Below are 16,783 nucleotides of genomic sequence, written 5' to 3' on the forward strand. Positions count from 1 at the left end.
AGGTTCCCTCGTGTTTGGAAAAACGCAACGCGGTGTATCAGAACGACCAAATAAGCCCAAAAAACCACTCATTCCGACCTGGTTAGGCACACTGGTGGTGATTCTGGTCGTGTTATGTTTCGCAGTGGCCTTAATGCTGTGGAAGCCGTGGGAACCTGTGCCACCAAAAGGCCAGATCACTTCTGAACATTATCAGGAAGACACCAACAAGGATTACCGCTTCTATGACCTGCTGCCCCAGCAACAGGTAACACCAATTCCGGAGCAGGCCGTACCTGAAACCCAGGAACAGACGGCAGTGGTGATTGTCGAAGCGCCAATTGTTGAGCCGGCAGCGCCCGCAGCCGCCAGTGAAGCGACGGCGGGCATCACGCCCACTGAACCGCCCGTGGCCGCGCCTGCCAGCTATATTCTGCAGGTCCGCAGCTATACCGATCCGGATGCCGCCGATGCACGTCGAGCTGAAATTATTCTGAATGGTCTGTCCGCCGATGTGGTCAAAACCGTAGAAAGTGGTGAAACCTGGTATCGGGTAATTTCGGGGCCGTATACCTCTGCAGAGGCGGCGCTAATTGCCCAGCAAACCCTGCAACATAGCGGGATTGATTCGATTGTGGTGAAACGCCAATAATAAAAAAGATGCGCAAGCATCTTTTTTTATAGCTTCAAATTTTGTTTAGGCCAACTGTGCCTCTAGCTTCTGTTCACGAGCGAACGCCCGCTGATAGCCCTCGCGCTGTGCCAGTCGCTGCAGATAACGCTCAATCTGCGGATATTTGCCATCAGTACGGCTTTGCAAGGCCTGTAGCGGAAAGGCCATCTGAATATCGGCAAAGGAAAATGTGCCGGCAAAATAGTCATGTGTGGCCAGATAATCTTCCAGAAACTGGATATGATCTTTGAGTCGCGGCTGAATAAAACCCTGCTGGATACCTTCACTGACTTTTGCTGCCACCGGACGAATCAGCCAGGGTGCGCGCTGCGGCACTTTACTGGCCACCAGCTGCATCACCAGCAATGGCATCAGTGAACCTTCGGCATAGTGCATCCAGTAACGGTACTGCTGCTGATCGGCCGGATGTGTTGGCTTGAACTGCTGCGCCGGATCATACTGTTCCTGTAAATACTCTAAAATCACCGCAGATTCGGCAATCGGCTGCTCACCATCTGTCAAAATTGGTGCCTTACCCAGCGGATGCACCCGTTTTAACTCGGGTGGTGCGGCAAAACTCGGTAAACGGCGATAAAATTCAATCTGATAAGGCTGGCCCAGTTCTTCTAAGGCCCACAAAATACGAAAGGAACGCGACTGTTCCAGATGATGCACAGTAATCATAATGACACTCTGATTGTTTTTCTTGAAATAAAGAACCACCGGCCACCTTGACCGGTTGCGGCAACTCAGCATCATCAGGCCCACCCATCGATCGCGACGCTTGGGCCTGAAGTTCAATTCATCATGCCTGCTTAACGTGAAGCACGCATTTTATCTGGCAGGGCCGGTGCTTCCAGCCGTGGCCCATTATAATCTGGAATGCTGCCAAAACGCGGGTCCTGATTGACCCACTGGTCACGTGCCTCGCTCAGCTCGTCCTGGGTACGTCCGACAAAGTTCCACCATAGTAAAATCGCGGATTCAAATGGCTCACCGCCCAGTAACAGTACGCGTGCACCCTGGTGCAGTTCAATCTCAATGTCCTGCAGACCCGGCTCCAGCACCACCATATTGTCTTCGTTCAGTTCATGCTGGTTAATATGCGCCGTGCCTTCCAGCGCCATAAAGCCATATTCAAAGGCCGGATTCAGCTGAAGCCGGGTGCGCACCGTTTCTGCCGCAGTTAAGTCCACTGCCAGTAACGGGCTATGCACCTCAACCGGCGAGCGGGTTTCCAGAAACTCCCCGACCAGCACGGTAAATTCAACCCCATCTCGTGACACCACCGGTAATTCAGGATAATGGTCAAAACGCGATGGCATATTGCGCTTGGCATCCGGCAAGGCAATCCACAGCTGGGCCGCATGCATGTGGGTTTCCTGCTCTGGCGCGACTTCGGTATGCGAAATCCCCTGCCCGGCTGTCATCAGGTTGACCTGTTTCGGCCGGATCAATTGTTTGGAGCCGATACTATCGGTATGCATGAGGGTGCCTTCAATCATCCAAGTAAAGGTTTGCAGGCCAATATGCGGATGTGGTCCGACATCCAGCCCGTCACCCTGCGGAAAGCTGACCGGACCGGCATGGTCTAAAAAGCACCAGGCGCCAATCATGCGTTTATGACGGCTGGGCAAGGCGCGTTTAATGACGGTGCCCTGCCCGATTTCTGCACGGCGCAGCGGCACTTCCTGAATAAACTGCTGGATATATTTTTCACAATCGTCTGAATGGGACAGTTCGGTATAGTTGGCATTGGTCATAGTTGTATCCTAACTCTGGCGATGTTCCATGTCGCTCATCTTGTTGTTTATCTTATACGCGGATGCTGCATGAGTTTGCTATAGTTCAGTTAATATGCAGCATTCTCCTGGCAGAACAATCAAAAAATCGCTTTTTGTTGTAAGGATTCATGTGAGCACCAGCGCACAATTTCCTCTCTTTTCCTGCCGTTTTGAGGCTTTTTTTCAGCAAATTACCCATATTTAGGGAGGTCTTTTTTTAATCGCGAAAGCTATACTATTACTTTGATTTTATTAAAGACTTGGGGCAATTCTATGAAGATGGGAAATCGGATTAGAATGTCGACGAATTCAACAGATCTTGCACCCGATGATTCTGATCGACATATTTTACAAGCGTCAGAGTGCGACCTGGAAAGTCGTCAGGCCCTGGAACAGGCCCTGCAAGATCCGGCTGCCCGTATTCCGCCCCAGTTTGAAGACTATTTTTATAAATTCCAGACCATTCACCAGAAGCTGTATTTACAACAGGTCAATCACATTGGCCAGCTGGCATTTTTACTGTACTTTTTCGCCGATTATTTTGTACTGCCCGATGTCAGTCTGCTCTCCGGTATCGCCAGAGTCATCGTGATTGTACTGGCCATCAGCATTAATTATTTCCTGTTCAAATATGTGAAAGATATCCGGATCCATGACCAGATTTTACCGGTCGGCACGCTGGTTTGTGCCGGCCTGTGGTTTTATCTGATGTCCTTGTCGAACAGCCCCTATATCGATATCTATATCTATGCCTCGGTCATTTTTGTGGTGCTGGCCAATTTGTGTATTCAGGTGCGCTTTAAGCCGGCGCTATATACCTCGTTTTTAATCAGTACCGTGGTGTTTTTAGGCGTATCTAACTTAACCAGTGCCATTGAAACCATTATTTTTGCGCTGGTCTATCTGCCAATCTGGCTGTTCAGTTTATATATCAGCTGGACCAATACCCTGAATGCACGGCGCAATTTTCTCAGAACCATGCTAAATGACTGGAATTTCCATATTCTGCAAGAGTTGGCGCATACCGACGAGCTGACCCAGCTCAGCAACCGCCGCCAGTTTGTGCATATTGCCGAGCATAAGGTACATGAATGGCCGCAGCATGCTTCGACCTGCCTGCTGATGTTTGATGTCGATTATTTCAAGCAGATTAATGACACCCATGGTCATGACGTCGGCGATCAGGTGCTGCAGACCATTGCTGATATTGCCCGTAAGGAAATGCGGCGCAAGGATATTCTGGCGCGTTTTGGTGGCGAGGAATTTACTGCTTTACTCACCGAAACCAGTCTGCAGGATGCACTGCTGATTGCCGAACGTTTAAGAACCAAAATTGCTCAGCACCGGATTTATATTGGCCAGAATATCAGCCTGAATTTTACCGTTTCGATTGGGGTATCTGAACTTAAAGCCGAGCAGCCCGATTTAACCACATTAATTAAAGAAGCTGATGTTGCCTTATATGCGGCCAAACAGCATGGGCGTAATTGTGTGCTGCACTATGATATTGGCATGAGCAAACCGAAAAAACCGGCCTGCCCATCCAATATTTCCTGGGTGGTTTAAATACAAAAAGAGCGCCGAGGCGCTCTGCAAAATGAATTAGAAATTATCTTCATCAAAACGGTCTTGGTCGATTTTATAGATATGGAAACTCCGTTCTATCTGTACCCCTAAACCAAATTCAATCATCAAGGAGGTCAGCTTATTGCCATCAATTAAAACAATACCTGATTTCTTCGCAGACTCAATTGCCTCTTTACTAAAACTTGAAGTTGTAATGAAAACACCCTTCTTGGCGACCTGATCTGCCAAAGCGCCTTTAAACTGCTGAATATCAGGACGCCCCACGGTATTTTCCCAGCGTTTTGCTTGAATATAAATTTTATCCAGACCTAAGCGATCTTCGCTGATTACACCATCAATTCCACCATCATTCGTTTTTCCAATTGCTTGCGCTGCATCTTGATGTGAACCGCCATACCCCATAGCGACAAGAAGATCGACAACAAGTCGTTCAAAAAATACAGAGGATCTATTTTTAACCAGAGCTAATAAATCACTTTTTAATGATTCATTTAATAATTTTGAGTTCTTATCAATAATCTCTTCTGGTAAATCCTCATCTAGCTCTACCTCAACAGTAGAATTTATTAATAATAGAGTTGGACTTCTAAACTCCTTAAAACTATCAAATTCAGAAAGAGTTTTACTAGAAAACTTTTCAATTTTAGTCAAATCAAAATTTAGCCCTAGTGGAGTCAAAGTAAAGTTACTAGGAGATGTATACTCTAATAAACCGGCTTTCTTAAGATAAGTTTTCGCCCACTGAAAACGATATTTAATTAAATTCTTCCCATTTTGCATTTTTAATTGTTTATCAGCTTCGGTTAATTTCAATTCTTTTGAAATTAAAAATAGGGCTTCTTCATTACTGATTTCATTTTTATAAATCTGCATGACTTTAATTAAGGGTTTCATTAAATCGTAATGGGTATACATATCATCGTTTTAATTAACTATTTTGATATATATTAAACAAAAAAAGAGCGCCTAAGCGCTCTTTTTTAAATAATTTTGGGCTTTAAACGGCTGGGCACCTTGCGCCCATTTTAAAAGCAATGCTTTAAAATGGGCTCATGGCGTAATTCAGGCACAAAGCAATGCTTCGTAAAACCCCACTGCCGCGGGCACAGCCCTTGGCGTAATTCAGGCGGACAGCAGTACTGTCCGAAAGCCCTGAATTACTCCCATTCAATTGTTGCAGGTGGTTTAGACGATACGTCATATACCACACGTGAAACGTCTTTAATCTCGTTCATGATACGAGTTGAAATACGATCTACCAGATCATATGGCAGGTGCGCGAAACGTGCTGTCATAAAGTCAACTGTTTCAACGGCACGCAGGGCAACAACCCAGGCATAACGACGGCCATCACCCACCACCCCAACAGATTTCACTGGCTGGAATACAGCAAAGGCTTGTGCAGTTTTGTCATACCAGCCGCTGGCACGCAGTTCCTGCATAAAGATGTCATCAGCCAGACGTAAAATGTCGGCATATTCTTTTTTCACTTCACCCAGAATACGCACGCCCAAACCTGGACCCGGGAATGGATGACGGTAAATCATGCTGTGTGGCAGACCTAAAGTGGTGCCCAGTTTACGTACTTCATCTTTAAACAGGTCACGTAACGGTTCAACCAGTTCAAAAGCCAAATCATCCGGTAAACCACCCACGTTGTGGTGTGATTTAATTACATGCGCCTTGCCCTGTTTGCTGGCGGCAGATTCAATCACGTCTGGATAAATCGTACCTTGTGCCAGGAATTTCACACCATCTAATTTACGTGCTTCTTCAGCAAACACTTCAATAAATTCACGGCCAATAATCTTACGTTTCGCTTCAGGATCAGTGACCCCTGCCAGTGCAGACAGGAAACGATCTTCCGCATCGGCGCGAATCACGCGGATCCCCATGTTGTCAGCAAACATTTGCATAACCTGGTCGCCTTCGTTTAAACGCAGCAAACCGTTGTCTACGAATACACAGGTCAACTGATCGCCAATTGCTTTATGCAGCAATGCAGCAACCACAGAAGAATCCACACCGCCTGACAGACCCAGCAGTACTTTTTCATCGCCAATCTGTTCACGTAGCTGTTCTACACGCAGGTCGATAATGTGCTCTGGTGTCCACAGACCGCGACAGCCACAAATCTGGTGTACGAAGTTCGACAGTAATTCCGCACCTTTAGAAGTGTGCGTTACTTCCGGGTGGAACTGGATGCCGTAGAAACGACGTGTTTCGTCAGATACCATGGCAATTGGGCAGCTTGGAGTTTGCGCTGTCACCTGGAAACCTTCCGGAATACGGGCAACTTTATCGCCGTGGCTCATCCAGACATGCAGCTGGTTTTCACGGTCTTGCAGGTTACCAATCAGCTGGTCACGCACCACGATGTCTACTTCTGCATAGCCAAACTCATGGACAGTACCTGGCTCAACTTTACCGCCAAGCTGTTCGCACATGGTTTGCAGGCCATAACAAATGCCCAATACCGGCACACCCAGTTCAAACACCACTTGTGGTGCACGCGGGCTGCCTTCCTGGTGAACGCTTTCAGGTCCACCCGACAAGATGATACCGTTTGGATTAAATGCACGAATGTCTTCTTCAGACATGTCATAGGCATACATTTCAGAATATACGCCAGCTTCACGAACACGACGTGCGATGAGCTGACTATATTGAGAACCGAAATCCAGAATCAGGATACGATCTTCAGTAATTTGAGTATTGGTAGTCATGACAAACAACTATAAGAGGCAAACGAATATAAGCGCCGTATTCTAGCATTTTTTCTGCGCATTAAACACAAGATTCAGATCAGTCTGTGCGGATCCCCGAATCAGGCCGCTACCGGCAGATATTCCCGCCCCTCTTCTTCAATAGTATTTTTTATTTATTGGGCAAAAAAATAAGGCAGCCGGAGCTGCCTGTACTGAATGACGGGACATTATTTCCCTGCATCACATCTTATTTTTCAATCAGATGATCCAGACTCAGTTTACCTGCACCTTGCAGCACCAATAGCAGGAAACCACCTGAAATCGCCAGGTTCTTCATCAGGTTAACCGCATCTTCCGGTGCGCCATGGAACATAAATGCAGTCAGCAAACTGAATACTGCCAGTGCCAATGCCACCAGACGGGTTTGCAGACCCAGTAAAATTGCCAGACCACCACCCAGCTCCAGCAGAATCACCAGCGGTAACAGGCCACCCGGCACCCCCATCGCTTCCATATAGCCCACCGTTGCGCTATAGCCGGCAATTTTGCCCCAGCCCGACACAATAAAAATATAAGCCAGCAAGACACGCGCCAGTAGCAGCGACAGGTTGTTCAAAGCAGGGGTTTGAAAGATTTTGGCAACTACAGTATTTGGATTAAACATGAGAGAACCTACAGCAGATCAGTAAAAAGATGCTGCTATCTTAGGGACTGGCCGAATATCAAAAAATCACCATTTCAAAGATGTATCGTTGCAAATTTAGAATGATGACAGCGGAAATTTATTTACGTTTTTCTACTGACTTTCACCAACCGGACTGATAGGATTTGACTACATTTCTGCTTGTTTTTCCCTCATGGAACTGATTGATTTTATCCTGCATGTTGATGCGCATTTACTTGAGTTCATTACCAATTATGGGGTCTGGATTTATGCCATCCTGTTTCTGATTATTTTTGTTGAAACCGGTCTGGTGGTGATGCCCTTTTTACCGGGAGACAGCCTGTTATTTGCAGCCGGTGCGCTGGCGGCCTCGACCGGTGCCATGGATCCGTGGTTATTGGGCGGCTTACTGTTTATTGCCGCTGTCTTGGGCGATACCCTGAACTATCATATTGGTAAATATATTGGGCCACGGGTATTTGAAATTGAATCACGCTTTATTAATAAAAAACACCTAATTGCTACCCAGCAATTCTTTGCCAAGCATGGCGGTAAAACCATTATTTTTGCCCGTTTTGTGCCTTTTGCCCGCACCTTTGCCCCTTTTGTTGCCGGTGCCGGGAGCATGAACTATAAATACTTTCTGACCTATAACGTAGTGGGCGCTTTCTGCTGGATTGGCTCATTTATTACCCTAGGTTATCTGTTTGGTAACATGCCAATTGTGAAAGAGAATTTTACCTATCTGATTTTTGGCATCATTATTTTAAGTGTCTTGCCGGGGGTGATTGGTTTTGCCCGCCAGAAGCTGAAAAAGCAGGTCCGCGCTTAAGCGAAAAAGCGCAGAATAACCGGAAAAGCACACAGCACCAGCAACATGGCCGATCCTTTATACAAGAGATCGGCTTTTATTTGCTTGGATTCTCCCGACAAAATCGCGCGACCAAAAGACATCCAGAACATTGCGGTCGGCAACAGCACCAAACAGAACACTGCATAGACCATCAAGAAATTGGTCGGATTATCCCAGGTTTCAGTCGGTAAAATCCCGGCAGCAAAAAGTAGTGCCTTGGGATTTTTTAAGGTGGCAAAAAACAGCTGATGCGGGCGGATAGACGGGTTGAGCTGGTTATGCTTGACCAGATGCGCATGCTTCCACAAATGAAAAGCCGTCCACAGCACATATAGTGCGCTCAAGCCATGCAGAATATGGCTTAAATACGGCCAGATTGGGACGGTCAGATGAATCAGCAGCGCCCACAAACTGATGGCATATAAATAGCCAAGCAGCTCGGCAGGCACAAATAAACTGGTTCTGGCAATTCCATGTTGATGTGCTGAACTTGCAAGCAAAGCATTGGTTGGTCCCGGAATAAGCAGAACCGCAATCATTGCCAGCACAAACAGCCAACTTTCAATCATAGACACCTGAGATTACCTGAAATTAGGCGCACACCTTATATTAATTTGATAAAAACTGACAAGTTTTTCTCACGACTGGGAGGATATTTGGACAGATAAAAAAGCCTTTATTTTTATTTAAATTTAAGATTTTTAATAATTTTTTCTGAAACATTTTGCTAAGATTTTTCACGCCGTGACTCGCATAAACTGCCAGCCCAGCGTGAAAAATGCGAAGCCTTACCTGGCCTGCTTGGTGCGTACAACAATTGGACAGCCTTTAAAACGCGCCGCCTGCACAATGGCTTCCTGCTCGCCCAGCACCCGTGCCAGTTCGGTATTTTTGGTATTCGATGATTGTCCCATATTGACCGAAACACTTGGGCCAATGCCCCAGCCGCCACGACTGCCCCAGCCTCCGCCAAGACCCACCCCCACACCAACACCGGTCCGTTTAGGTGCCTGTACGCCCTGATCAATATAGGACTGAATCCGGTTATATTCGCTTTGCAGCTGCTGGCAGTTCAGCGCCTGATAATGTGTAGGCGAGACATAAGTCGGTTTAACCGTCGTGGCACAGGCACCCAGCAGCAAGGTTCCGGCAGCCAGCAGGCTGATATACAGTGTTTTCATGCCCATCTCAGGATTGTTTCTGTTCAATCTCATTGAACAACGATTGATAGGCCTGCGTCAATTTATGATCTGTAGCAAAATGAATAAGCGGCAGATTTTTATGATGCGACTCTTTCATGATGACTGAGGGTGGCAGCATGCTGTTAAATACCGGTAACTGCTCCTCTTTCAGCTGCTCGACCACTTCTCGTGGCAGCTTGGCCTGGGCCTGGAACTGGTTCACCACAATGCCTTCAATCTCCAGCTCGGCATTATGATCTTCCTGGGTTTCCAGCACATTTTCAATCAGGCTGTGCAGGGCACGTTTGGAAAACACATCGCAGTCAAACGGAATTAATACCCGGTCAGCCGCAATCAGCGCCGATAAGGTAAAGAAGTTAAACGCCGGCGGTGTATCAATAAAGACCCGCTCATAACGCCCGGCCAGTGAGGCCAAGGCATCCCGCAATTTATAGATTTTATGTTTGCTTTCTAAGGCATGGGCCAGACTGCCCAGGTCCGGACTGGCTGGAATTACATCCAGATTTGGAAAGGGCGATTGATGCACATAGGCTTCCAGACCTTTGGCGCGGCTTTTTAAGATCGAGCCCAAGGCATTGCCAATTAAGCCTTTGCTTTGGGTATTGCCCAGCACTTCTTCAAAATAGTTCTGGATATTTGGCTCTAGTGCCGGCTTATGGGTGGAATAGGTGGCATCATCCCCCAGTAAATACTGGCTGGAGTTGGCTTGCGGGTCCAAATCAATGACCAGGGTTTTAAAGCCCTGATGGGCACTGATAGCGGCCAGATTGACCGTAATACTGGATTTTCCAACGCCGCCTTTCTGGTTAAAGACCACACGTGTTCGCATGTCTATCCCTCTGATTTTATATTCTAATTGGCTCAAGTGTAGCGAAGTATAGCCGAGAGATAGACATTATTGTCGAACAATTAACCAAAACTTGGCTTGATCATTACCAAGGCGATAATCGCCAGTAATGCAACCAGGGCTATGCCCCAGCCGGCGCGGCGTTGCACCAGTAAAATACTGTCCGTTTTACGGTAGGCTTTCATTAACGAAGACAGCATCACCAGGAATAAAATGATTTTGGCATAAAACCAGGTTTCGACCTGAAAATCCTTTAATGCCAGCAGCACAATTCCGGTTACTACTATCAGCGTAACCGATAAATGTTGTAGCGCCACCCATAGTGTGCGTCCGGCCGGATTGGGCTGGTTGCCCTGCACGCCTTTAAATAAGGTCAGGCCACGGGCCAGCAGAATGACCAGCAATACGCTGATGCTGGTCATATGAATAATTTTAAGTAAAAGTTGGGTTTCCATGAACTGTTCTGATCTCTATTTCTTGTTCCGGGTTATTGTTTCGGGGCGTGGGCACATTCCGGGCTTGAGGTATCCTGTCCTTGCCATTCATCCTGAACAAAGGCATGAATTGCCAGCGCATGAATCTTGCTTGGACTTAACAGATCACCGACCGCGGCATAGACTTGTTGATGACGCTGCACCAGACGTAAACCGGCAAACTGTTCACTGACGATTACCACCTTAAAATGAGATTCCTTCCCCGGATAATAGCCGCCGTGACCAGAAGATTCATTCACCACGTCTAAATGTGTCGGGTTCAGGGTGTGTAAGCGTTCAATCAGTTGTTGTTCTATGCTCATGATCATGCATCCAAAAAGGCCTGAGATTAATCTTAGTATACCCTGTTCTTTTTGCGATATTGTGGCGACCGGCTGAAAACCGGCTTTTTCCCGCCTGAACCGCCGCTATTGGCTGATTTCACAGCAGAAATCATCTAAACCTTGGTCAAAATGGCTTTTATTTATGCAATCAGCACAAGTTTTTTCACAAAGTTATTGACCCTGTTTTTGCATAATGTATTATACACCGCATGCGGGAATAGCTCAGTTGGTAGAGCACAACCTTGCCAAGGTTGGGGTCGCGAGTTCGAGTCTCGTTTCCCGCTCCAAATTCTTTTTTGTTCATTTTTTAAAGTAAAAAATTGATCGACCCTGCGGGAATAGCTCAGTTGGTAGAGCACAACCTTGCCAAGGTTGGGGTCGCGAGTTCGAGTCTCGTTTCCCGCTCCAAATTCAAAAAGCCCTGATCGAAAGATTGGGGCTTTTTTATTGCCTATTCTAAAATTTTTGAACCTCACCCCAAGCCTGTTCGCCATTCCTGTTTTATCTGGCTGATTTAAATCGTAGTCTAAATGTATAAAAGCGTTTTTAAAAAAATTCCTGGTTTTTGCGGCTTGCTGTTTATATTTTTTTACAGATCAATTGCTTAAATATTCTGCACAATTCAAGCTTTTTCCAGACACCGGCCCTTTTCAAGCCAGCAACCACTGTGTATAACAATGAAGCAGACCGGGAAACGGATAAGCATAGGCAAAACCTACGAAAAAGCGTTAGACTATGCCACAATTAATGTCATGAAAATGTCCGTTGAGACAAAAAGAAGGTGAAGGTTGATGCCGCTCAATACAGTTGAAGAGCTCGTAGCAGATATCCGTGCAGGAAAAATGGTTATCCTGATGGATGATGAAGATCGTGAAAATGAAGGCGATTTAGTCATGGCTGCCACGCATGTTCGCCCGGAAGACATCAACTTTATGATCACCCATGCCCGCGGTCTGGTCTGCCTGACCTTAAGCCGTGAGCGTTGCCAGCAGTTAAACCTACCCTTAATGGTCGATGCCAACGGTGCTCAGCATGGCACCAACTTTACCCTGTCGATTGAAGCCGCAGAAGGCATCACCACCGGAATTTCCGCGGCTGAACGTGCGCATACCATTCGCACGGCGGTTGCTGCTCATGCCAAACCGGCCGATATTGTCCAGCCGGGTCATATTTTCCCGCTGATGGCGCAACCAGGTGGTGTGCTGCACCGCGCCGGACATACTGAAGCCGGCTGTGACCTGTCCCGTTTAGCCGGTCTAGAACCTGCTTCGGTGATTTGTGAAATTATTAAAGAAGATGGCACCATGGCGCGCCGTGCCGATCTGGAAGTGTTTGCCGAAAAACACGGTCTGAAAATGGGCACCATCGCCGACCTGATCCATTACCGCATGACCAATGAACAAACCGTTGAGCGTCTGGATCAGCAGACTATTGATACCGAATATGGCAGCTTTGACCTGTATCGTTACCGTGAACTGGGTAACCCGGATATTCATCTGGCGCTGGTCAAAGGTGAGCCAAAAGATGGCGTGACCACCGTCCGTGTGCATGGGTTTAATCCGACCCGTGACCTGCTAAAACTGAACAAGCAGGATGGTGAACCGGCCTGGAACCTGGACCGTGCCTTAAAAGAAATCGCCAGCAGCGATCGTGGTGTACTGGTCTGGATTGGCCAGCGTCATCTGCAGGATTTAGGTCCGGCACTGGACAGCTTAAATGCACCGAAGAAAAGCAAATCCAATGCGGCGCTGTCTCAGCAGTATCAGACCATTGGTGTCGGTGCACAGATTTTACGTGATTTAGGTGTTGAAAAAATGAAGCTGCTTAGCTCGCCATTACGTTTCAATGCCTTGTCGGGCTTTAACTTGGAAGTGGTGGAATACGTCACCGCACAACAAACAACTTAAGAAATCATCGAGGTTTGCTATGGCAGTTCGCCGTATTGAAGGTATGTTACATCTCGCGAGCGAAGGCCGTTACGCGATTTTAGTTGGTCGTTTTAATAGCTTTGTGGTGGAACATTTGCTGGAAGGTGCCATCGACACATTGAAACGTCATGGTGTATCAGAGGATAATATCACTGTTGTTCATGCACCAGGGGCGTGGGAACTTCCGGTTGTTGCGAAAAAACTGGCAGCATCTGATCGTTTCGATGCCATTATTGCACTGGGCGCGGTGATTCGTGGCAGCACGCCTCACTTCGACTTTGTTGCAGGCGAATGTGCCAAAGGTTTAGGTGTGGTTGGCCTGGACACTGGCTTACCGGTCATTAACGGTGTATTGACTACGGATAGTATCGAACAAGCGATTGAACGCTCGGGTACAAAAGCAGGTAATAAAGGTAGCGAAGCTGCTTTAACTGCAATTGAAATGGTTAACTTGTTAAAGGCTATTTAACGCTATGTCGCAAACACTTCAAGCAACTTATGCAGCAAAACGTAAAGCACGTCGTTTTGCTGTACAAGGAATTTATGAATGGCAGATGAGCCACAATCCGGTGCACGAGATTGAAGCACGCACGCGTGTCGAAAATGCCATGCACAAAGTGGATCTCGGCTATTATCATGAATTGTTGACTCAAGTGGTTGCCAATCATGAAGCATTGGATGCGCTCTTAATCCCTGTGCTTGACCGCGAAATTGATGCCCTTGACGGCGTTGAACTCGCAACCCTTCGTCTGGGCGCCTATGAATTGAAAGAACATCTGGAAATTCCATATCGCGTGGTTTTAGACGAAGCCATTGAGCTGGCAAAACATTTTGGCGGTGCAGACAGCCATAAATACATTAACGGTGTTCTTGACCGTTTGGCCAGCTCATTACGTGCAGCAGAAAAACAGCAATCTAAATAATTGACAGATTGATGCGATGGCTGAGTTTTCCATTATTGACACCTATTTCAATCGGCAGCACGTCAGTTCTGTCGACTTAGGTGTTGGTGATGACTCAGCCGTGCTGACTCCTCCCCCACAGCAACAGCTGGTGATTTGCGCCGACACGCTGGTTGCTGGACGACACTTCCCACTAGAGACTGATCCACATGCCATTGGCTGGAAATCTGTTGCAGTCAATCTCTCCGATATTGCTGCCATGGGTGCCACGCCGCACAGTATTCTACTGGCCTTGAGCCTACCCCAAATTGATCACGACTGGCTGAAAGCCTTTAGCCAAGGTCTGTATGATTGCTGCGATCAATTTGGGGTGCGCTTAATTGGTGGAGATACCACCCAAAGTCCACATTTAACCTTATCCGTGACCGCCTTAGGCTGGATGGATACCGGTCAGGCGATTACCCGCGCCGGTGCCCAGCCGGGTGATTATATCTGTGTCAGCGGCACCGTCGGTGATGCCGCCTTTGGCCTGAAGCATCCAGGTCATGCACTGCAGCAGCGTCTGGATTATCCAACCCCGCGCTGCGAACTGGGCCAGCAACTGAAAGGTCTGGCCTCGAGCATGATTGATGTTTCAGATGGTCTGGCCCAAGACTTGGGACATATTCTTAAAGCCTCAAAGGTTGGCGCCACCCTAGATCTGGATCTGTTACCGCTCAGCGACACTCTGCGTCATTTACCTGACACACAGCGCTGGCAATATGCGCTGGCTGGCGGCGATGACTATGAACTGTGCTTTAGCATCAGCCCGCAGCATTTTGAACAACTTTTACAACAACCGCTGAATGTCCGCGTTACCAAGATTGGACAAATTCATGCAGCACCCGAACTTCATTTTGTGCAGAATGGCGTAGATCATTCGCTCCAATTCCAGGGATACCAACACTTTGCCTAAACCTGCCATTCATTTTAAAGCGATGAGCTGGCCCGACCGCCTGGTTGTCTTCTGTGGGGTCGGGTTTGGATCAGGCCTGTTACCCAAAGCTCCCGGCACCTTCGGCTCAGCCTTTGCGCTGCTGTTTATTCCGCTGTGGCTGTGGCTGGGTTTTGCCTATTCGGTTGTGGCGATTCTGCTGATGTCACTGGTCGGGATTTATATCTGCGGGCAAACCGCACGGGTGATGGGCGTCCATGATGATGGCCGTATTGTTTGGGATGAATTTGCCGGACAGTCGATTACCTTTTTACCGCTGATCTATTTTGGCCAGATGAATACACTATGGGTCATTGCAGGCTTTGCCCTGTTCCGGCTGTTTGATGTCTGGAAACCCTGGCCCATCCGGGTGATTGACCGTCAGGTCGATGGCGGCTTTGGGATTATGCTGGATGATCTGATTGCCGGACTTTGGGCAGCAATCTGTATTTTAATTTATCTTTATTTTATTTTGGTTTAGCAATAACTAGGATTATACATGTCTACCACCGTGATTATTCTTGCCGCAGGGAAAGGAACGCGTATGCGCTCCAGCCTTCCGAAAGTGCTTCAACCCCTTGCAGGACGCCCGCTTCTGGGTCACGTGATTGAAACGGCACAACAATTACAAGCAGATAATATTATTACCATTTATGGCCATGGCGGCGAACAGGTACAACAGGCCTTTGCCCATGAAACGGTTCAATGGGTGGAACAGGCCGAGCAGCTCGGGACCGGACATGCGGTCCAAATGGCGCTGCCGGTACTGGGTCAAGATGGTGTTTCAATTATTCTATCCGGTGATGTGCCGTGCATTAGCCAGGCCACCTTAGAGCAACTGGTCGAGGCCAGTCAGGCTACCGGCATTGGTCTGGTCACGCTGACCCTACCAGATGCGACCGGTTACGGCCGTATTGTACGTGACAATGGCCAGATTCAGGCCATTGTTGAACACAAAGATGCTTCTGAGACACAGCGCCAGATTCAGGAAATCAATACCGGCATTTACTGCGTCAGCAATGCCAAACTGCATCAATGGTTACCAAAACTGTCCAATGACAACGCACAGGGCGAATACTACCTGACCGATATTGTGGCCATGGCCATTGCCGATGGCATGCAGGTGGCTTCAGTGCAGCCGGAACGTGCCTTTGAAGTCGAAGGCGTCAATGACCGGGTGCAACTGGCCGCATTAGAACGTGAATTTCAAAGCTTCCAGGCCAAACAGTTAATGCAGCAAGGCGTGCATCTGATTGATCCAAGTCGTTTTGACCTGCGTGGCAACCTAACCGTGGGCAAAGACGTCCGTATCGACATCAATGTGATTATTGAAGGTGAAGTTGAGCTCGGCGATCGCGTTGAAATTGGCGCAGGCTGTGTGATTAAAAACAGCAAAATTGCGGCCGGCACCAAAGTCCAGCCGTATAGCGTCTTTGAAAATGCTATTGTCGGTGAAGATGTACAGATTGGTCCATTTGCCCGCTTACGTCCGGGTGCGGTGCTGGCCAATGAGGTGCATATTGGCAACTTTGTTGAAGTCAAAAACACCCAGATTGGTGTCGGCTCCAAAGCCAATCACTTTACCTATTTAGGCGATGCAGAAGTCGGTGCCGGTTCCAATATTGGCGCAGGCACTATTACCTGTAACTATGACGGCGCCAATAAATTTAAAACCATCATCGGTGATGCAGCCTTCATTGGCTCAAACAGCTCGCTGGTGGCACCGGTAACCATTGGCAACGGCGCAACGGTGGGTGCCGGCTCGGTAATTACCCGTGACGTGGCTGACCATAGCCTGGCCTTTGAACGCTCAAAACAGTTGAGTAAAGATAATTATCAACGTCCCCAAAAACTGAAAAAATAAGA

19 protein-coding genes and 2 tRNA genes are annotated in these 16,783 nt (G+C 47.7%); 11 read left to right on the forward strand and 10 right to left on the reverse strand.

Annotated elements, in window-relative coordinates; all coding sequences use genetic code 11:
- The first annotated feature begins 10 nt into the window (after positions 1 to 10).
- A complete protein-coding gene (locus FTU67_RS09115; protein WP_005181359.1) occupies positions 11 to 631 on the forward strand; it encodes an SPOR domain-containing protein in 621 nt (206 codons plus the stop codon).
- Positions 632 to 676: 45 nt separating this feature from the next.
- On the opposite strand, the gene FTU67_RS09120 is transcribed toward FTU67_RS09115, so the two are convergent.
- Together FTU67_RS09120 and FTU67_RS09125 are read right to left on the reverse strand one after the other, a co-directional pair.
- Complete coding sequence (locus tag FTU67_RS09120) at positions 677 to 1,336, reverse strand: glutathione S-transferase family protein (RefSeq protein WP_005181356.1); 660 nt, start codon at positions 1,334 to 1,336, stop codon at positions 677 to 679.
- A 131-nt stretch (positions 1,337 to 1,467) separates the two neighbouring features.
- Positions 1,468 to 2,415: a pirin family protein gene (locus FTU67_RS09125; protein WP_104498406.1), complete on the reverse strand. Its 948-nt coding sequence runs from the start codon at positions 2,413 to 2,415 to the stop codon at positions 1,468 to 1,470.
- A 318-nt stretch (positions 2,416 to 2,733) separates the two neighbouring features.
- Here FTU67_RS09125 and FTU67_RS09130 point away from each other — a divergent pair, with 318 nt between their 5' ends.
- Positions 2,734 to 4,002, forward strand: a complete 1,269-nt coding sequence (locus tag FTU67_RS09130) for a GGDEF domain-containing protein (protein ID WP_180061653.1) — start codon at positions 2,734 to 2,736, stop codon at positions 4,000 to 4,002.
- 36 nt (positions 4,003 to 4,038) lie between these two features.
- On the opposite strand, the gene FTU67_RS09135 is transcribed toward FTU67_RS09130, so the two are convergent.
- The 3 genes from FTU67_RS09135 to FTU67_RS09145 all read right to left on the reverse strand — a co-directional run bounded on the left by FTU67_RS09135 (position 4,039) and on the right by FTU67_RS09145 (position 7,395).
- The gene (locus tag FTU67_RS09135; protein WP_373685117.1) at positions 4,039 to 4,917 is read right to left on the reverse strand and encodes a restriction endonuclease; all 879 of its coding nucleotides are present in this window, start codon (positions 4,915 to 4,917) and stop codon (positions 4,039 to 4,041) included.
- A gap of 263 nt (positions 4,918 to 5,180) precedes the next feature.
- Complete coding sequence (gene guaA, locus FTU67_RS09140) at positions 5,181 to 6,749, reverse strand: glutamine-hydrolyzing GMP synthase (RefSeq protein WP_016658965.1); 1,569 nt, start codon at positions 6,747 to 6,749, stop codon at positions 5,181 to 5,183.
- Between the two features lie 229 nt (positions 6,750 to 6,978).
- Positions 6,979 to 7,395, reverse strand: coding sequence for a DoxX family protein (locus FTU67_RS09145; RefSeq protein ID WP_016658964.1), 417 nt, complete (start codon positions 7,393 to 7,395; stop codon positions 6,979 to 6,981).
- Positions 7,396 to 7,588: 193 nt separating this feature from the next.
- On the opposite strand from FTU67_RS09145, the gene FTU67_RS09150 reads away from it, so the two are divergent.
- Entirely contained in the window at positions 7,589 to 8,227 is a 639-nt protein-coding gene (locus FTU67_RS09150; RefSeq protein WP_005181345.1) for a DedA family protein, read from the forward strand.
- Here the strand turns inward: FTU67_RS09150 and FTU67_RS09155 are convergent.
- The 5 genes from FTU67_RS09155 to FTU67_RS09175 form a co-directional block, all read right to left on the reverse strand.
- Complete coding sequence (locus tag FTU67_RS09155) at positions 8,224 to 8,817, reverse strand: LysE family translocator (protein ID WP_168391291.1); 594 nt, start codon at positions 8,815 to 8,817, stop codon at positions 8,224 to 8,226. The genes FTU67_RS09150 and FTU67_RS09155 overlap by 4 nt on opposite strands.
- A 219-nt stretch (positions 8,818 to 9,036) precedes the next feature.
- Entirely contained in the window at positions 9,037 to 9,429 is a 393-nt protein-coding gene (locus tag FTU67_RS09160) for a hypothetical protein (RefSeq protein WP_104472480.1), read from the reverse strand.
- A 7-nt stretch (positions 9,430 to 9,436) separates the two neighbouring features.
- A complete protein-coding gene (locus FTU67_RS09165) occupies positions 9,437 to 10,279 on the reverse strand; it encodes a ParA family protein (RefSeq protein ID WP_005181342.1) in 843 nt (280 codons plus the stop codon).
- 80 nt (positions 10,280 to 10,359) lie between these two features.
- Positions 10,360 to 10,752, reverse strand: a complete 393-nt coding sequence (locus tag FTU67_RS09170; RefSeq protein WP_160241736.1) for a SirB2 family protein — start codon at positions 10,750 to 10,752, stop codon at positions 10,360 to 10,362.
- A 32-nt stretch (positions 10,753 to 10,784) separates the two neighbouring features.
- A complete protein-coding gene (locus tag FTU67_RS09175; protein ID WP_016658959.1) occupies positions 10,785 to 11,093 on the reverse strand; it encodes a BolA family transcriptional regulator in 309 nt (102 codons plus the stop codon).
- A 232-nt stretch (positions 11,094 to 11,325) separates the two neighbouring features.
- Here FTU67_RS09175 and FTU67_RS09180 point away from each other — a divergent pair.
- The 8 genes from FTU67_RS09180 (at position 11,326) to glmU (ending at position 16,781) form a co-directional block, all read left to right on the forward strand.
- Positions 11,326 to 11,401: transfer RNA gene (locus FTU67_RS09180), tRNA-Gly, on the forward strand.
- 45 nt (positions 11,402 to 11,446) lie between these two features.
- Positions 11,447 to 11,522 (forward strand) — tRNA-Gly (locus FTU67_RS09185).
- Between the two features lie 383 nt (positions 11,523 to 11,905).
- On the forward strand, positions 11,906 to 13,021 hold the full coding sequence (gene ribBA / locus FTU67_RS09190) for a bifunctional 3,4-dihydroxy-2-butanone-4-phosphate synthase/GTP cyclohydrolase II (RefSeq protein WP_104505832.1): 1,116 nt from the start codon (positions 11,906 to 11,908) through the stop codon (positions 13,019 to 13,021).
- 19 nt (positions 13,022 to 13,040) lie between these two features.
- Positions 13,041 to 13,511 (forward strand): 6,7-dimethyl-8-ribityllumazine synthase, encoded by a 471-nt coding sequence (gene ribE, locus FTU67_RS09195; protein ID WP_005181338.1) that lies wholly within the window; start codon positions 13,041 to 13,043, stop codon positions 13,509 to 13,511.
- A 4-nt stretch (positions 13,512 to 13,515) separates the two neighbouring features.
- The gene (nusB, locus tag FTU67_RS09200) at positions 13,516 to 13,965 is read left to right on the forward strand and encodes a transcription antitermination factor NusB (RefSeq protein WP_005181335.1); all 450 of its coding nucleotides are present in this window, start codon (positions 13,516 to 13,518) and stop codon (positions 13,963 to 13,965) included.
- 16 nt (positions 13,966 to 13,981) lie between these two features.
- Positions 13,982 to 14,899, forward strand: a complete 918-nt coding sequence (thiL, locus tag FTU67_RS09205; protein ID WP_163143227.1) for a thiamine-phosphate kinase — start codon at positions 13,982 to 13,984, stop codon at positions 14,897 to 14,899.
- A gap of 22 nt (positions 14,900 to 14,921) precedes the next feature.
- Entirely contained in the window at positions 14,922 to 15,398 is a 477-nt protein-coding gene (locus FTU67_RS09210; RefSeq protein WP_162182857.1) for a phosphatidylglycerophosphatase A, read from the forward strand.
- Positions 15,399 to 15,416: 18 nt separating this feature from the next.
- Positions 15,417 to 16,781: a bifunctional UDP-N-acetylglucosamine diphosphorylase/glucosamine-1-phosphate N-acetyltransferase GlmU gene (gene glmU, locus FTU67_RS09215; RefSeq protein ID WP_180061655.1), complete on the forward strand. Its 1,365-nt coding sequence runs from the start codon at positions 15,417 to 15,419 to the stop codon at positions 16,779 to 16,781.
- The last annotated feature ends 2 nt before the right edge of the window (positions 16,782 to 16,783 follow it).

This window comes from Acinetobacter sp. YH12132 (assembly GCF_013418645.1).
Lineage (GTDB): Bacteria > Pseudomonadota > Gammaproteobacteria > Pseudomonadales > Moraxellaceae > Acinetobacter > Acinetobacter indicus.

Coding starts and splice junctions, on each gene's coding strand:
- FTU67_RS09120 (WP_005181356.1), bottom strand. CDS start 1,336: ATGATTACTGTGCATCATCTGGAACAGTCGCGTTCCTTTCGTATTTTG.
- FTU67_RS09125 (WP_104498406.1), bottom strand. CDS start 2,415: ATGACCAATGCCAACTATACCGAACTGTCCCATTCAGACGATTGTGAA.
- FTU67_RS09130 (WP_180061653.1), top strand. CDS start 2,734: ATGTCGACGAATTCAACAGATCTTGCACCCGATGATTCTGATCGACAT.
- FTU67_RS09135 (WP_373685117.1), bottom strand. CDS start 4,917: ATGAAACCCTTAATTAAAGTCATGCAGATTTATAAAAATGAAATCAGT.
- guaA (WP_016658965.1), bottom strand. CDS start 6,749: ATGACTACCAATACTCAAATTACTGAAGATCGTATCCTGATTCTGGAT.
- FTU67_RS09145 (WP_016658964.1), bottom strand. CDS start 7,395: ATGTTTAATCCAAATACTGTAGTTGCCAAAATCTTTCAAACCCCTGCT.
- FTU67_RS09150 (WP_005181345.1), top strand. CDS start 7,589: ATGGAACTGATTGATTTTATCCTGCATGTTGATGCGCATTTACTTGAG.
- FTU67_RS09155 (WP_168391291.1), bottom strand. CDS start 8,817: ATGATTGAAAGTTGGCTGTTTGTGCTGGCAATGATTGCGGTTCTGCTT.
- FTU67_RS09160 (WP_104472480.1), bottom strand. CDS start 9,429: ATGAAAACACTGTATATCAGCCTGCTGGCTGCCGGAACCTTGCTGCTG.
- FTU67_RS09165 (WP_005181342.1), bottom strand. CDS start 10,279: ATGCGAACACGTGTGGTCTTTAACCAGAAAGGCGGCGTTGGAAAATCC.
- FTU67_RS09170 (WP_160241736.1), bottom strand. CDS start 10,752: ATGGAAACCCAACTTTTACTTAAAATTATTCATATGACCAGCATCAGC.
- FTU67_RS09175 (WP_016658959.1), bottom strand. CDS start 11,093: ATGAGCATAGAACAACAACTGATTGAACGCTTACACACCCTGAACCCG.
- ribBA (WP_104505832.1), top strand. CDS start 11,906: ATGCCGCTCAATACAGTTGAAGAGCTCGTAGCAGATATCCGTGCAGGA.
- ribE (WP_005181338.1), top strand. CDS start 13,041: ATGGCAGTTCGCCGTATTGAAGGTATGTTACATCTCGCGAGCGAAGGC.
- nusB (WP_005181335.1), top strand. CDS start 13,516: ATGTCGCAAACACTTCAAGCAACTTATGCAGCAAAACGTAAAGCACGT.
- thiL (WP_163143227.1), top strand. CDS start 13,982: ATGGCTGAGTTTTCCATTATTGACACCTATTTCAATCGGCAGCACGTC.
- FTU67_RS09210 (WP_162182857.1), top strand. CDS start 14,922: ATGAGCTGGCCCGACCGCCTGGTTGTCTTCTGTGGGGTCGGGTTTGGA.
- glmU (WP_180061655.1), top strand. CDS start 15,417: ATGTCTACCACCGTGATTATTCTTGCCGCAGGGAAAGGAACGCGTATG.